The sequence below is a fragment of the Mariprofundus sp. EBB-1 genome, assembly GCF_003665155.1.
Classification (GTDB): domain Bacteria; phylum Pseudomonadota; class Zetaproteobacteria; order Mariprofundales; family Mariprofundaceae; genus Mariprofundus.
Window position 1 is genome coordinate 185,740 of the sequence record NZ_RCFQ01000001.1, and the last position, 14,667, is coordinate 200,406.

Annotated in this window: 15 protein-coding genes and 1 pseudogene; 15 read left to right on the plus strand and 1 reads right to left on the minus strand. The window is 45.6% G+C overall.

Annotated features, from left to right (window positions below; genetic code table 11):
- Positions 1–30 precede the first annotated feature (30 nt).
- From D8Y20_RS00890 to D8Y20_RS00940, 11 genes are all read left to right on the plus strand, one after another.
- A complete protein-coding gene (locus tag D8Y20_RS00890; protein WP_121541135.1) occupies positions 31–657 on the plus strand; it encodes a DsbA family protein in 627 nt (208 codons plus the stop codon).
- 65 nt (positions 658–722) lie between these two features.
- Positions 723–1,442, plus strand: coding sequence for a molybdopterin-binding protein (locus D8Y20_RS00895; protein ID WP_121541136.1), 720 nt, complete (start codon positions 723–725; stop codon positions 1,440–1,442).
- 166 nt (positions 1,443–1,608) lie between these two features.
- Positions 1,609–2,550 (plus strand): phosphatidylserine decarboxylase, encoded by a 942-nt coding sequence (locus tag D8Y20_RS00900; RefSeq protein WP_121541137.1) that lies wholly within the window; start codon positions 1,609–1,611, stop codon positions 2,548–2,550.
- 221 nt (positions 2,551–2,771) lie between these two features.
- Complete coding sequence (locus D8Y20_RS00905; protein ID WP_121541138.1) at positions 2,772–3,407, plus strand: lysophospholipid acyltransferase family protein; 636 nt, start codon at positions 2,772–2,774, stop codon at positions 3,405–3,407.
- 167 nt (positions 3,408–3,574) lie between these two features.
- Positions 3,575–4,699 carry a tRNA 2-thiouridine(34) synthase MnmA gene (mnmA, locus tag D8Y20_RS00910; RefSeq protein ID WP_121541139.1) on the plus strand — a complete coding sequence of 375 codons (1,125 nt, stop codon included), beginning with the start codon at positions 3,575–3,577 and terminating at the stop codon, positions 4,697–4,699.
- Positions 4,700–4,730: 31 nt separating this feature from the next.
- Positions 4,731–5,795, plus strand: a complete 1,065-nt coding sequence (locus tag D8Y20_RS00915) for a hypothetical protein (protein WP_121541140.1) — start codon at positions 4,731–4,733, stop codon at positions 5,793–5,795.
- On the plus strand, positions 5,788–6,474 hold the full coding sequence (locus D8Y20_RS00920) for a TIGR04283 family arsenosugar biosynthesis glycosyltransferase (RefSeq protein ID WP_121541141.1): 687 nt from the start codon (positions 5,788–5,790) through the stop codon (positions 6,472–6,474). Before D8Y20_RS00915 ends, D8Y20_RS00920 begins: the two co-directional genes overlap by 8 nt.
- An 18-nt stretch (positions 6,475–6,492) precedes the next feature.
- Complete coding sequence (locus tag D8Y20_RS00925) at positions 6,493–7,098, plus strand: TIGR04282 family arsenosugar biosynthesis glycosyltransferase (RefSeq protein WP_121541142.1); 606 nt, start codon at positions 6,493–6,495, stop codon at positions 7,096–7,098.
- Between the two features lie 286 nt (positions 7,099–7,384).
- The gene (locus D8Y20_RS00930) at positions 7,385–8,326 is read left to right on the plus strand and encodes a DMT family transporter (RefSeq protein WP_201265483.1); all 942 of its coding nucleotides are present in this window, start codon (positions 7,385–7,387) and stop codon (positions 8,324–8,326) included.
- 65 nt (positions 8,327–8,391) lie between these two features.
- Positions 8,392–9,210, plus strand: coding sequence for a class I SAM-dependent methyltransferase (locus tag D8Y20_RS00935; RefSeq protein WP_121541143.1), 819 nt, complete (start codon positions 8,392–8,394; stop codon positions 9,208–9,210).
- Between the two features lie 70 nt (positions 9,211–9,280).
- Positions 9,281–10,060: a PhzF family phenazine biosynthesis protein gene (locus D8Y20_RS00940; protein WP_121541144.1), complete on the plus strand. Its 780-nt coding sequence runs from the start codon at positions 9,281–9,283 to the stop codon at positions 10,058–10,060.
- Positions 10,061–10,069: 9 nt separating this feature from the next.
- Here the strand turns inward: D8Y20_RS00940 and trxC are convergent, their stop codons facing one another.
- Positions 10,070–10,501 (minus strand): thioredoxin TrxC, encoded by a 432-nt coding sequence (gene trxC, locus D8Y20_RS00945; RefSeq protein ID WP_121541145.1) that lies wholly within the window; start codon positions 10,499–10,501, stop codon positions 10,070–10,072.
- 123 nt (positions 10,502–10,624) lie between these two features.
- Here trxC and D8Y20_RS00950 point away from each other — a divergent pair, with 123 nt between their 5' ends.
- The 4 genes and pseudogenes from D8Y20_RS00950 to D8Y20_RS13560 all read left to right on the plus strand — a co-directional run.
- On the plus strand, positions 10,625–11,086 hold the full coding sequence (locus D8Y20_RS00950) for an isoprenylcysteine carboxylmethyltransferase family protein (protein ID WP_236075171.1): 462 nt from the start codon (positions 10,625–10,627) through the stop codon (positions 11,084–11,086).
- 3 nt (positions 11,087–11,089) lie between these two features.
- The gene (locus D8Y20_RS13955; protein ID WP_305016972.1) at positions 11,090–11,305 is read left to right on the plus strand and encodes a GDCCVxC domain-containing (seleno)protein; all 216 of its coding nucleotides are present in this window, start codon (positions 11,090–11,092) and stop codon (positions 11,303–11,305) included.
- 462 nt (positions 11,306–11,767) lie between these two features.
- Positions 11,768–14,008: a UDP-forming cellulose synthase catalytic subunit gene (gene bcsA / locus D8Y20_RS00960; protein ID WP_121541147.1), complete on the plus strand. Its 2,241-nt coding sequence runs from the start codon at positions 11,768–11,770 to the stop codon at positions 14,006–14,008.
- A 2-nt stretch (positions 14,009–14,010) separates the two neighbouring features.
- Positions 14,011–14,667, plus strand: a pseudogene (locus D8Y20_RS13560) (hypothetical protein); the annotation flags it as partial.

A 14,667-nucleotide genomic window follows, 5' to 3' on the forward strand; every position in this document is an offset into this window, starting at 1 on the left:
ACAGAGTGAACCCGGTATGCTTGGCTTAAGATGTCTGATGACGCTATAAGCCTCTATTATATTCACGATCCGATGTGCAGCTGGTGCTGGGCATTCAGACCAGTATGGACAGCGTTGCAACAACAGTTACCTGAGTCGGTAGATGTGAAATATTTGTTGGGAGGTCTTGCTCCTGATTCAGATGTAGTTATGCCTGTGTCTCTGCAAGAGAATATTCAACGACATTGGCAGACAATTCAAAAGCGTGTGCCAGGTACAATGTTTGATTTCGATTTCTGGCATCAGTGCACACCCCGGCGATCCACCTATCCGGCCTGCCGCGCGGTAATTGCGACAAAATTTCAAGACCCAAACAGAGAAGATGCGATGATTCATGCCATTCAAAAGGCTTATTATTTGGAAGCGCGTAACCCTTCTGATGATGGCGTGTTGATGGATTTGGCTCAGCAGCTTGCACTCAATGTGGGGCAGTTTCATCTGGATTTGAATGCAGGGCAGACACAGGCTCTGTTGTTGCAGGATATCAGGGCAGGGCAGGCACTTGGTGCTTGCGGGTTTCCATCACTTGTACTGCAAAAAGGTGATAGGGTTCATTCCATTGCCGTTGATTACAACCGGTTGGAGCCGATGCAAGCTGCAATAGAGGATCTATATTAATATGTTCTCGGTATTAAAGAAACGTAGCGCTTGACTGATCCTGTCTCAGCGATGAATCTGCGAGTATGAAACATCAAACTGCAGCGATGCTGGTCATCGGTAATGAAGTGCTCTCCGGGCGCACGCGGGAAGCCAATGCTTACCTGGCGGCGCAAGAGCTGTTTGAACGGGGTTGTAAGCTGGCAGAGATCGCTATTGTCCCTGATGTGGATGAAGCCATTATCTCCACGCTGAATCGATTAAGAAATCAATATGATGCTGTGATTACATCCGGTGGTATTGGCCCGACCCATGATGATATAACTATGGATTCAGTGGCTGCAGCATTTGGTGTGGCGTTGATTGAACACCGTTTTATTGTGCAGGCCATGACCGAGTATTTTGGCAATGAGGGCATGAATGAAGGGCGCAAACGCATGACTCGTGTGCCTAACGGTGCCTCACTTATTCGTTGCGATAAAACCATTGCACCGGGTGCTCGTATTGATAATGTCTATATTCTAGCAGGTGTGCCATACATCTTCGCGTCTCAACTGACATCGATTCTGGATGATTTCGGTGATACTCCATTTCAGCGTGTGGAGATCGAAGTAACCCTGCCGGAAAGTGTTTTTGCTAAAGAACTGGCTACAATTCAGGCCGAATTTGATGATGTGGAAGTCGGTTCTTACCCCGGTCGTTGTGGCCCGGATCCGTGTGGGAAAATCTGCTTAAGCAGCCAAAATCCGGATCGTTTAAATATGGCCAAAGAAACAGTGGAAGCGATGTTAACAAGCCTACAGTAAGTTTTGGTTTGCTCCTCCTCTATTATTGGAGTGAACGATTGGAGAGTTACGGTTTGTCTGAAAATAACTTTTGAACGCAGACTTCACCCAGGAATCACTCTTTGCTCACTTCGGTTCACATGGTACCATCATCTAAGTATAAAAAAGGACAAAGGATCCCCCTGCAATGCGTCAAGGCTTTGAAATTCAAGTATTTAACAGACACGAAAACAAAATGGATATTGAGAAAGTGTATGGTGATGAGATGGTTAAATTTGCATATGGTAACCCGATAGGGCGCCTCTTAGGGCCGGTCATTGCAAGTAAAATGTTTAGTCAACTGTATGGAAAATCACAAGATAGCTTAAAGTCTGCGCAAAAGGTCGCCCCTTTTCTCAAGAACTTCAATATTCAAATTGATCAGTATCAAAAAGGCTCTTTCAAAGAGAATCCTATTGAAACATCTTATCAATCATTTAATGAGTTCTTTATTCGGGAGTTTCAGGAAGGGCAACGAACGTTTACCCCCAACGATCATGAAATGGGGGCTTTTGCTGAGGCGCGATACTTTGGCAATGCAAGCATGACCGACGATCTCAATATCCCCGTTAAGGGCTCGATGTTGCGCGCTGTTGATCTGATCGGTGATGGTGAATTAGCCAAAGAGTTTATCGGTGGCCCGCTGATGATCGCAAGGTTATGCCCTGTTGATTATCATCGTTATCACTATCCCGATCATGGCAAAACCCTTAAGGCCTTCACTGTTCCGGGCAATCTACATTCCGTTAATCCACTGGCCTTAAAATACAGGCAGGATATTTTTATCAAAAATGAACGGCGTGTCTCAATCCTGGACACTGAACATTTTGGTAAGCTGGCCTATATAGAAGTTGGAGCCACCTGTGTGGGTAAAATCGTGCAATCCTTTGATGAATCCAAACCGTTTAACAAGGGCGATGAAAAAGGCTATTTTCTCTTTGGTGGAAGCACCGTTGTATTATGTGGCGAAAAAGGAACGTGGGCTCCCTCCGAAGATATCTTAAAGAACACCAAGGCAGGCATTGAGACCTATATCCAACTTGGTGATGTCGTTGCGCAATCAAAATCTGGATCGCCTGCATCAGACTAAACAGTCCATTGAAGTGATGGTACGCCCCTTGAAGTCGTTTCTTTATTTTCAGGCGGTGCTCAAAGGTATGTACAGTGCATAGAATGTATATACCATCGTGAATGTTCACTTTGGCTTCTCACTTGAGTGTGCATTTACCTTTTCAGTTTAAGATCTTCATATTCAATTTTACGAAAACGTACTGTCCCAGAATGACAATATTTGGAGGTCAATAGAAACTAATGAATCAACGATTGATAGCGCGGGTGACGCCTCACCTGATTCAAGGGGTTATTGCTTTTCTTTCGATGACGATTCGTTGGGAATATGTGAATTGGCGATATGATTCGACAGACTCGGAGCGCCACATCTTTGCGTTCTGGCATGCTCGCATTTTGATGATGGGTAGCGGTTTAAAGGGCTGCCATGGTTACACGATCATCTCAGAACACCGTGATGGCAGTTTTATCGCCGATACGCTACATCTACAAGGGTTCAGAACGGTGCGGGGATCATCCACGAACAATGGCGCCAGAGTCTTGTTGCAGATGATACGGCTTTCCAGAAAAGAGCATTGTGATTTTGGTATTACGCCAGATGGGCCTAAAGGACCGCGTGAAAAAGTTCAGATGGGTACCGTGCAGCTGGCTAGAAGGACAGGGCTTCCCATACGGCCGGTCATGTGGGCAACAAAAAGGCAGTGGAAAATCTCTTCGTCGTGGGATCAGTTCTGTATTCCGAAGCCTTTTACCCGTGGCGTCTTTGTTTATGGTGAACCAGTGTTGATTGCTCCTGATGATGATGCTGAAAAAGCGCTGGCTCGTGTCCAGTATGCCATGGATATCACGCAACAAGCAGCAGATAGTTATTTCGAGTAGGAGTATGCAGTCTTTTCTGGTGGAGCATTATTCAAACATAAGGCTCTGCTGAAAGGTATGATTTCCCGAGTGTAATTGACTTGCATTTCCATGTGCTGTTGTCGGCTACTCGAAAACAATAAAACCGCAATGGACGACAAAGTTTGTCCGGATGTTAAAGTTCGCCCATGTCTAATCATGCTGCTGAACTATCAAAACAAATTATTGCTGATCTGGCGCCACTGAAAGGCGTTCGGGTGATCGCTGCTATGAGCGGTGGGGTGGACTCATCGGTGATGGCGGTATTGCTGAAAGAGGCGGGCCTGGATGTGGTCGGTGTGTTTCTTAATGTGTGGGATTATGCGCGCGAAGATGTGGTTGGCCATGGTTCATGCTGCTCGCTTGAAGATTCCTATGACGCGCGCCGCGTGGCTGATCATATAGGCATTCCGTTTTATGCCATGGATATGCGTGAAGAGTTCCGTCGTGATGTGATTGATCCTTTTGTAAATGATTATGAAACAGGGCGCACACCAAATCCGTGTGAGCGTTGCAACCGTTTTGTGAAGTTCGGGGCGCTACTTGATGCTGCTGACCAGTTAGAGGCGCAATACGTGGCCACAGGTCATTATGTACAACGTCGTGATGATGCCGATGGCATCCATATGTATAAGGGTAGCGATAACAAAAAAGATCAGAGTTATTTTTTGGCCACAACCAGTCGTAAACAGGCCGAACGCATTCTGTTTCCGGTCGGTAACCTGGAAAAAGATGATACACGAGCGTTGGCCCGTTTTTATAAACTATCGACGGCTGAAAAACATGAAAGTCAGGATATCTGTTTTATTCCGGCCGGTGACCGGATTGAGTTTCTCAAGCGTGAAGGCGCAACTGCTGGTTTTAGAGCAGGAGATATTGTTGATCTCGATGGTAACTATCTGGGCAAACATCAGGGCATTGCGCATTACACACTGGGTCAGCGTAAAGGTTTGGGCTTACCCAATGGGCCGTGGCATGTGGTGGCGCTTGATGGTGTAACTGCACGTGTGATGGTAGCCCATCCTGAAGATGCATTGATTTCAGAAGTGGATGTGGTTGAACTGGGCTGGATTCGTCTGCCGAATGCAGACGAGCAAGTGACGGCAAAAGTGCGTTATCAGATGAAACCTGCTGCCTGTAATATCAAAATCGCGGATGACGGTCTGCACCTTCTCTTTGATGAGCGACAGAAACCGACCGCGCCGGGGCAGGTGGCAGCTTTTTATGCCGGTGATGAACTGCTCGGAGGCGGCATTGTCAGTGCGGCACAATAACAATACGATGATCAATCAATAAGGTTTGGATATGAAGTTAACATTAGCCAGTGAAACCCCTGTTTCTATTCTCAGGCAGGACTTTGAAACCATGCTGAACTTTTCCCGTTGCGTGTTTTCTCTTAAAGATAACGAAGCATATCTGGCTGCCATGCATGCCACACTACCCGATGCTGCACATGTGTCGACGCAGTGGCCGAGTGTTTTAATGGGCTTTGATTTTCATCTCACTACCGATGGCCCGAAATTGATTGAGATCAATAATAATGCCGGTGGACTCTACATCGGAGATCAGCGCTGGTTACCGCAAGCGGACGATATTTTTGATAATGCTTTGCCTCAGCGATTATTATCTATGTTCCCTGAACAGTGGAATAATATTGCTATCATGGATGAGGATGTGACGCAGCAATATATGTATCCGGAAATGTGTGCTTATGCAGAATTGTTGCGTGGAGATGGGCGTAAAGTCTGGGTCTGTTCGCCGGAAGATTTAGAGCTGCAGCAGAGTGGCTTGTTTATTGATGGTGAAAAAATTGATGCCATCTATAACCGTCATACCGACTTCTATCTGGATGATCATGTGCTGGCTCATATTTGGTCGGCCTACAGAGAGGGGCAGGTGGTATTAAACCCACATCCGCGTTCCTATGCCTTGATAGGCGATAAGTCGCGCATGGTGGATTGGTGGAGAGAAGGCCTGCTGGAAGCTTGCGTGGATTCATCGCTGGTAGAGCAGATTCGAGCGGTTACACCTGCAACCCATCAGCTGTCGGAGATGGATCTTGATCAGGCGTGGGCGGAGCGCAAAACGTGGGTGTTTAAACCCTCAGCCCGTCATGGTGGTAAAGGTGTTGTGTTGGGCAAAGCGATGAGTCGAAAGCGTTTTGCTGCACTCGATCTTTCTGAAACGATTGTTCAACAACTGGTTCCAGCCAGTAGGGTAGAAGTAGAAGGCCATGAATTGAAATTTGATGTTCGTCTCTATATGCATGGTGAGAAGTTGATTGCCCTGGCTGGACGGGTCTGGAGCGGGCAGGTCACCAACTTTCGAGAAGAAGGTTCCGGCTGGGTCGCATTGAGTATTGATGACTGAGAGATCAGTCGCAATCATTGTACCTGTTTACAATGAAGAGCAGCAGCTGCGTGATAATCTGCAGCGTTTTATCGATCTGGAAGCGGATGAGTTGATCTTTGTGGATGGTGAATCAACAGACCAGACAGCGGCATTTTTACAACAGTCTGGAGTGAGATGTGTAGCATCAAAACCGGGGCGCGCCATTCAGATGAATCTGGGCGCATATATTACACAGTCTGATATTCTTGTTTTTATTCATATAGATACAGTGGTAAGTGAAAGTAATATCGAGTCGATAAAAGAGGCCTTTTCTCAATCTGATGTGGTCGGTGGTCGTTTTGATCTGTCTCTGTCTGGCCGTCATCCGGCTTTTCGCATCATCGAGACCATGATCAACAAGCGATCCCGATTAACGCAGGTCAGTACCGGTGATCAGGTGCAGTTTGTATCGCGTTCGGTGTTTGAATCGATGCACGGATTTGCTCCTGTGCCTCTGTTGGAAGATGTGGAATTCTCTAAGCGTTTGAAACAAGTCGGCCGCATTGCCTGTTTAAAAGAGCGGGTGATCACCAGTTCCCGCCGTTGGGAAAAACACGGCATCATGAAAACTGTATGGTTAATGTGGGAAATACGACTGCTCTACTGGTGGGGTGTCTCACCTGAAAAGCTGGCGATGCTCTATCGCCATGCCCGTTAACACGATAGAGGAAACACGATGATTGTTCGCATCATTATCATGTGCAAAGCGCCTGTGGCAGGGGCGGTGAAGACACGCTTGATGTCGTCGTATTCGGCAGAACAGGCTGCTGAGCTGCATATGGCCATGGCGACTACTGTGATTGAGCGGGCAAAGCGCTTGTTTGATGATGTGGTGATCGCGGCGGATGATTGTAGACACCCGTTTTTCAGAAACTTTGATCTGCCTCTTCGATCACAGGGTGAAGGTGATCTGGGGCAACGTATGCAAAAGCAGATACTGGATGCTTTTGTTGAAGGTGTCAGTGGCGTGGTGTTACTCGGCACAGATTCGCCGCATATGGATGATGAACGTCTGCTGGAGGCTGCAGAGGGCTTGCATACTAATGATATTGTTCTGGGGCCGGTAGAAGACGGTGGATACGATCTGCTGGCTATTGCTAAGCCATGGCCTCTATTTGAAGGGGTGGTGTGGTCTTCCGGTCAGGTGTTGGAGCAGACATTGCACAATATTCATCAACAGGGCCTGTCTGAATCACTGATGCCGGTCAGCTTTGATGTCGATCACCCTGAAGATATAGATCGTGCGATTCAGCTTGGCTGGGATTTCTCACTACCGGCATAACTGCGCTGCTTAGACACAGCGATCAATCAAGGCGGCTGGACAGCCGATCATTTCACCGCATAGTTCGCCTCCTTATGAAAACCTTACACGTGAATCTCTGCACCTGGCTATGGCTCCTTTTGCCATCCACCGCGCTTTACGTGTCTGAGATTTAAGGAAAGCTTTAAGCCAAATCTCGTAACTATCACAATGCAATCGCGGAATGTTCTCGCGCTTTGTTTGTGATGCTCTACTACGAATAACTCAGGATCGTTCCCCGTTTGCTCCCCGTACTAAGGAGTAACAAATGAAAAAAAGTATTCATTCAATAGTAGATTCGATTGGTCATGCCAGATTCAGCAGTTCAACGCAGATGTTTGGTCTGTTGTTGGCCATTGGTGCGGCACTTGGGTTTTCGATCAAGGCGATCTTTGTGAAACTTGCATATCAACATGGTGTGGATGCGATAACACTGCTGATGGTTCGCATGTCGTTTGCACTGCCATTTTTTATTGCCTTTGCCATTATCGAGGAGCGAAAAGCCGCTGCTCCGATTGCTATCAAAGATATGATGTTGATCTTTCTGTTGGGATTGATCGGGTATTATCTCTCATCGTTGTTGGACTTTATCGGCCTGCAATATATCACTGCTGGGCTTGAGCGATTGATTCTGTTTGTCTATCCCACCATTGTGGTGATGATATCCGCATTGTTCTTTGGTAAACGATTTGCCAAAGAGACCGTGATTGCATTGCTGTTGAGTTATTTTGGAATTGCGCTGGCCATGTATCATGATTTGCAGATATCCGGTGAGTTTACCTTCTATGGCTCTTTGTTGGTGTTTGGCGCAACGTTAAGCTATTCCATGTTTCTGGTTGGTAGTGGTGAAGTGATTCCCAAAGTAGGGGCCAAACGCTTTACCGCCTATGCCATGATTATTTCATGTCTGGCTGTCATGATTCAATTTGGTCTATTGAGAGAAGTGTCTGATCTCAGGCAACCCGTTGAGGTCTATCTGTATGGCTTTGCTATGGCTGTTTTTTCGACAGTGATTCCGGCCTTTTTATTGGCATCGGCCATTCATCGTATCGGTGCAAGCCATACTGCCATTGTAGGGGCATTGGGACCTGTGGTTACCATTGTGATTGCGGCGATGGTGTTAAATGAAGCGGTGTCGTTAATGCAGATGCTCGGTGCACTATGTGTGATTGCCGGTGTGTTTACATTGGGCTTGAAGAAAAGGGCATAGTCAGTTGCGTGCCAACAAAGCAGAGATAGTCTCTGTTGTAAGAGAGAAGAAGAGAGGAAAGATAGATGCGTAAAAAGCCTGATCTGTTAGCCGTGCCTGAGCCATGGGACCTGGTGGCTGGAGGATATGTTGAAACAACTATGGCGATGCTGGCTCAGTATTCAGCAGAGGCGATAGAAGTCTGTGATCTGAAGGCTGATGACAAGGTGCTCGATGTTGCTTGTGGGCCGGGCACGCTGTCGCTGTTGGTGGCAGACAGGGTGGCATCGGTGCATGCCATCGATTTTTCAGAACAGATGCTCTCTTTGATGGATCATGAAATTCATGATCGCGGTCTTGATCATGTGCATACGCACCATGGTGATGGACAAGCTTTGCCCTATGATGGTGATGCGTTTGATGCTGCTTTTTCAATGTTTGGACTGATGTTCTTTCCGGATAGAGACAAGGGGTTCTCAGAGATTTATCGTACATTGAAACCTGGCGGCAAGGTTGCAGTCTCCAGTTGGGCCGCGGTAGATCAGTCACCGGCCATGCAGCTGATGTTCGGTGCGCTTAAGATTATCAAGCCGGAACTGCAGGAACCGAAGATGGCGATGGAGTCGTTGGAGAACCCAGAGCTATTTGAACAGGAACTCAAAGATGCCGGGTTTAAAGATGTGCAGGTACAGCGCGTAACAAAACAGTTTCCAGTCGAGTCGGTGAAAAAGTTTTGGCATGCGATGGTGAAAGGTAGTGCGCCAATTTTGATGATGAAAAAAAGCATGCCTAAAGCCGAATGGGCGGAGAAAGAGTGGCTGGTCATGCATTATCTGCATGAACGATTGCCCGATACACCAACAACACTTTCATCCGATGCATGGCTTGGAACTGGCTTGAAGTAGTGATAGTGAAGCATTGATTGATATGGTTGTGTGAATGCTGTTTTGTCGGGTGTTGGTTTGAGGAGAGAGTATGAAATTGTCAGTTTATCAAATTGATGCGTTCGCGAAACAGGCCTTTGAAGGCAATCCAGCCGCAGTCTGTTCTCTACCATTTTGGTTGCCCGATGGGGTGATGCAGCTGATCGCAGAAGAGAATAATCTCTCTGAAACTGCCTTTTTTGTTGCAACGGAATCTGGTTTCCATATCCGCTGGTTTACCCCGACGGTTGAGGTTGATCTGTGTGGTCATGCCACCCTGGCGGCAGCGTTTGTGCTGTTTGAATGTCTTGGTTTTGATGGTGATGACATTGCTTTTGATTCACGTTCGGGTTTTCTCAATGTTAGCCGGGAAGAGGGGTTACTTGTATTGGATTTCCCTGCTCAACCCCCTGTTCCTTGTGAAGTTCCGGAAGCGATCCTGCAAGCCTTCGGCGTGGAACCTGTTATTTGTCTGAAAGCGGAAGATTATATTGTAGTTTTTGAGCTGGAAGAAGATGTGTTAACCGCAGCGCCCAAACTTGATCTGCTGCGAGAGCTGGATGGGAGAGGGGTGGTGATCACGGCAATGTCTTCACAATATGATTTTGTCAGTCGATTCTTTGCGCCTAAGGTTGGCATCGATGAAGATCCAGTAACCGGCTCAGCGTTCACTCAGTTGGCACCCTATTGGTCTGGCCGGTTAGGTAGATCAAAACTGCATGCCAAACAGGTCTCCAGCCGTGGTGGGGAAGTCACCTGTGAACTTAAGGGTGATCGCGTAGCGATAGCCGGAAGCGCAGTAAAGTTTCTACATGGTGAAATTGAAATTTAAGAGTGCTGTTTACGCGGATGCCAGCCAGCGTTTAAGGGATGTGGCATCCATTGCGCCAGATTGACGACTTACTTCCCGTCCATGCTTGAACAGGATCAGGGTTGGAATGCTGCGAATGGCAAAACGCGCTGCTATAGCCTGTTGCTCTTCTGTGTTTACTTTGGCGAATCGAACACGTTTCTTTAATTCTGCAGCAGATTTTTCAAACGCTGGCGCCATCATTTTGCATGGCCCGCACCATGGAGCCCAAAAATCTATGATCACTGGCAGGTCATTGTTGGCGAGAAATCTATCCAGTTGCTGCTGATCCATATTTTTTACGTTTCCATTCAGCAGGGGGTGTTTACAGGCTCCGCAATTTGCAGTCGATTCAAGTTTTTCTCTTGCGAGTCTATTGACCGCATGACACTGATCACAAGTGAGATGAATATGTTCAGGCATAATGTTTCTCCTTTCATTACCTGTTTATATGGTAAACCTGTGGCCATTTAAAGCTTTCTTCACTTGATTGTGATTGATCTTCTCTTACCATCAAGCTGATTCGATGAGACTTCTGGAGTAATTATGGAAAAGCTAAGGCTGAAAATTCCACCACCCATTGTGGGAATTGTGTTTGGCGTGATGATCTGGGCACTGAGTGAACATCTCTCAATCCAGTTCATGGATGCAGAAAGCAGAAAGCTCATTGCGATGGTTTTATTGGGCATTGCAGGAACCATTGATGTCTGGGCGATAGTCAGTTTCAAGTCTGCGAAAACTACGATTGATCCGCGTTATCCACATAAAACTTCAGCCATCGTTTCTAGTGGTATCTATCAATTCACGCGCAATCCGATGTATCTGGGGTTGGCACTTATCCTGACATCGTTGTCGATCTATCTGAGTACGCTTCTAGGGCTGTTGTGTGTGATCGCTTTTATTCTCTACATGAACAGATTTCAGATTGAAGCTGAAGAAGAACATCTGGAGCAGCAATTCGGTGAGATCTATCTCAATTACAAAAACAGTGTTCGCCGCTGGTTATAATCAGTGAGTGATCAGATCATTGTAGCATCCAAGATTACCTGTCCTGCATGTGGACACAGTAAAACAGAGATGATGCCAACTTATGTCTGCCAGTGGTTTTATGAATGTGAATCATGCCACACGCTTCTTAAGCCTAAATCCGGGGATTGTTGTGTCTATTGCTCTTATGGCGATGTTGCATGTCTACCGATTCAGCAACATAACTCTTGCTGTGGATGACCGGACACTTCATGGTGGATGTTGGAATTCTATGTTATGTAAGGCTAAATAGGGAACAATAGATGCATGCGCTAAATCGTAGATATTTGTGTTAGAAGCTTTTAGTGATTGCGTATTTCTTCAGATGTGAACTTGATAAGGGTTGTGTTTCGTTATTAACCTGGGTTAGAAGAAAAACTGTGCGGAAGTAATATCTATCGACGCGCAGTGTTCATTTTATTTATAAGGATAGGGTTGTTAAGTCCTGTAAATATAATGTTTTTTAAGTGGTTATATTGCTTTAAACCCTTAGGGTTGGTAGGGTTTGTGCACTTTAAATTAGTACAATCGGTTGCATATCGGAAATTATAGTCTATAAGTATTCTTTGAACTGATTGTTAGGTGAGTATTGATGGAGATTTGGGGCTCTTTTCTCGTCTAGCTATTTATTAAATAGTACGGTGTTATTGTGTTGGGGGATTTGTGATAGAGAAATTTCATCTGGCTACATTGGGTGCAGTGTGGCTTGTATTAGCTGGTTTAATGCTTTATTTGGCAAGTTTGGACGTATTGCCTGAAGTTCAGTTATTCTGGACTGTGAGTGCTGTGCTAATCATGATAGTCATACGTTTTAATATTAACCGGACAGCCCTGACTTCATTTAACCCGCTTTATTTTGGACGTCTGTTGATTGTCTTGTTAACTGGCATGATTGCATTGCGTTATATGTGGTGGCGCACCTTTCACTCCATCCCTTTGGATGCAGATTTTTATTCGATGATTGGTGGGTTGATTCTCTACGTTGCTGAAATCCAGGCGACAATAATCTTTTTCGTTGGTTCTTTTGTGTATATAGCCCCTCGCAAGCGTGATGTGGAGCCTGTGTCATTAAATGAGGCTGACCTGCCGACTGTGGATGTGTTTGTACCGACGTATAACGAGTCTGCTGAGATTTCAAGGTTGACCTTGCTAGCGTGTACAAACCTTCAATATCCATCGGATAAACTGAATATCTATATGCTGGATGATGGCGGCACGGTGCAATTTCGAAATCATTCGGATCCTGTCAAAGCCAGGTCTGCTCAAGATCGACATGAGACATTTAAGGCACTATGCGATGAACTCGGCGTTCATTATCTGACACGTGAAAAAAATATTGCTGCTAAAGCCGGTAATATTAATGCTGCACTAAAGCATACCAGTGGTGACTTGGTGGTTATCTTTGATTGCGATCATGTGCCAACTGTAGATTTTCTTCAGAATACTGTTTCTCACTTTATGAAAGATGAAAAGCTATGGCTGGTGCAAACACCACATTTCTTGATTAATGATGACCCGATTGAGAAAAACACTAGATCAAAAGCAGACATGCCGAGTGAGTGTGAATTATTTTATACATCGGCGATGCGAGGGATGGACAACTGGAACGCGGCTTTCTTTTGTGGTTCCGGAGGAGTTTTGCGCCGCTCCTGTCTGGAGACAATCGGTGGCATTTGTACCGAGACAGTAACTGAAGATATTGAGACATCTGTAGAAATGCATGCTAAAGGTTTTAACAGTGTCTATTTGCACCGCCCGATGCTTGCAGGTTTACAGCCTGAAACATTCACAGGTTTTCTGACGCAGAGGTTGCGTTGGGCTCATGGTATGTTGCAGGTGTTTATGATGAAAAACCCCTTGTTGATTAAAGGCCTGAGTTTTTGGCAGCGCATTTGTTATTTCAACATGACTTATTATTGGTTCTTCGCGTTTATGCGCCTGATCTTTTTGTTTTCGCCTGTTTTATATCTCATATTTGGCATCCGACTCTACGATGCACCAGTAGAAGAGATCTTGATATACGGCCTTCCTCATCTGGTTGCATTTGCTATATATTTCAATGTATTTTTTGGGCGATCCCGATGGTTTCTGGTGTCTGATATGTATGAGGTGCTGCAATCATTCTTTGCTATTCGCACCATCTTTCAAGTGGTACTGCATCCGCAACGCGGCACATTTATGGTGACGCCAAAAGATGAAAATATCATGGAAGATTTTATTAGTCCTGTTGCCAAGGTGTTTCATTTGGCTGTAGGTATTATGGCGGTCACCGTTGCTGTAGGGATGTATCGCATCTTTATTCTGCATGGGCCAACGCTTGCCATGGACATAACAGTGACGGTTTGGGCGGTTCTTTCCTCGATCCTTTTAGTAGGTTCGGTAGGTGTATTGCATGAAACCAAGCAAGTGCGTTCCACAACCCGGTTTTCAGCTAAAGGGGATGTTGTTTTACACACCAATGCTGGTGACGTAGTAGCTAAAATGGTTGATCTTAGTTCGAAAGGGATCGGGATGCTGGCCTCTGGCACAAACAAACTTAGTAAAGGTGATAAGGTTACAATTAAAGTGTTTTGTCAGGTGTTGGACAAAGAATTAGAGCTTAATGCTCATGTATGCGCTTATTTTCCAGTCAAGGGTAACCCTGGCATAGTGAATATCGGCTTGAATTTCGAACCTCAGTCGGTTGAAGAAGAGCGTATGATTGTCGCATTTGCATATGGAAATAGTGAACGTTGGCGGGAAACATTAAAAGCTCGCAATGTTCACCATGGGTTGTATGAAGGGGCGCACTATTTTTCTATGGTGTGTCTGCCATTGGGAATAAAACATATTTACAATCAGATACTAAGAACTCTTGCAAAGGTATTTCTGTTTATAAAACCGAAAGTGAAGGAGAACGTGTGAAAATGAAAGGTTATAATAATAAAGGGGTTATTTTTACCTCGTTACTACTTATATCACTAGGTTTTTCAATATTTGAAGCAGGTGCGGTGACTGGTGTGGATGCATCAAAATCAGCAAACTTAGTTGATAATCAATCGGTTGATGCGCATAAAATTAATGAGATGCAAAAAATTGCTGAAGCCAAAAAAGCTGCCGAGGCGCAAAAAATTGCTGAAGCAAAGAAGGCTGCAGCGGCTAAACGATTGGCAGACGCTATAAAAGCTGCTGAAGGCAAGAAGGCCGTAGAAGCTAAAAAATTAGCTGATGCCAAGAAAGCTGCAGAGGCTAAAAAGTTAGCGGATGCCAAGAAGGCTGCAGAGGCTAAAAAAGTGGCTGATGCCAAGAAAGCTGCAGAGGCTAAAAAAGTAGCTGATGCCAAGAAGGCTGCAGAGGCTAAAAAAGTGGCTGATGCCAAGAAGGCTGCTGAGGCTAAAAAAGTAGCTGATGCCAAGAAGGCTGCAGAGGCTAAAAGTTTAGCTGACGCTAAAAAGGTTGCAGATGCTAAAAAAGTAGCTGATGCTAAAAAAGCCGCAGCTATAAAAAAAGTAGCTGATTCCAAAAAAGCTGCAGAGGCACAAAAACTAGCTGAAGCTAAAACAGTTGCGGCAGCTAAAAGGTTA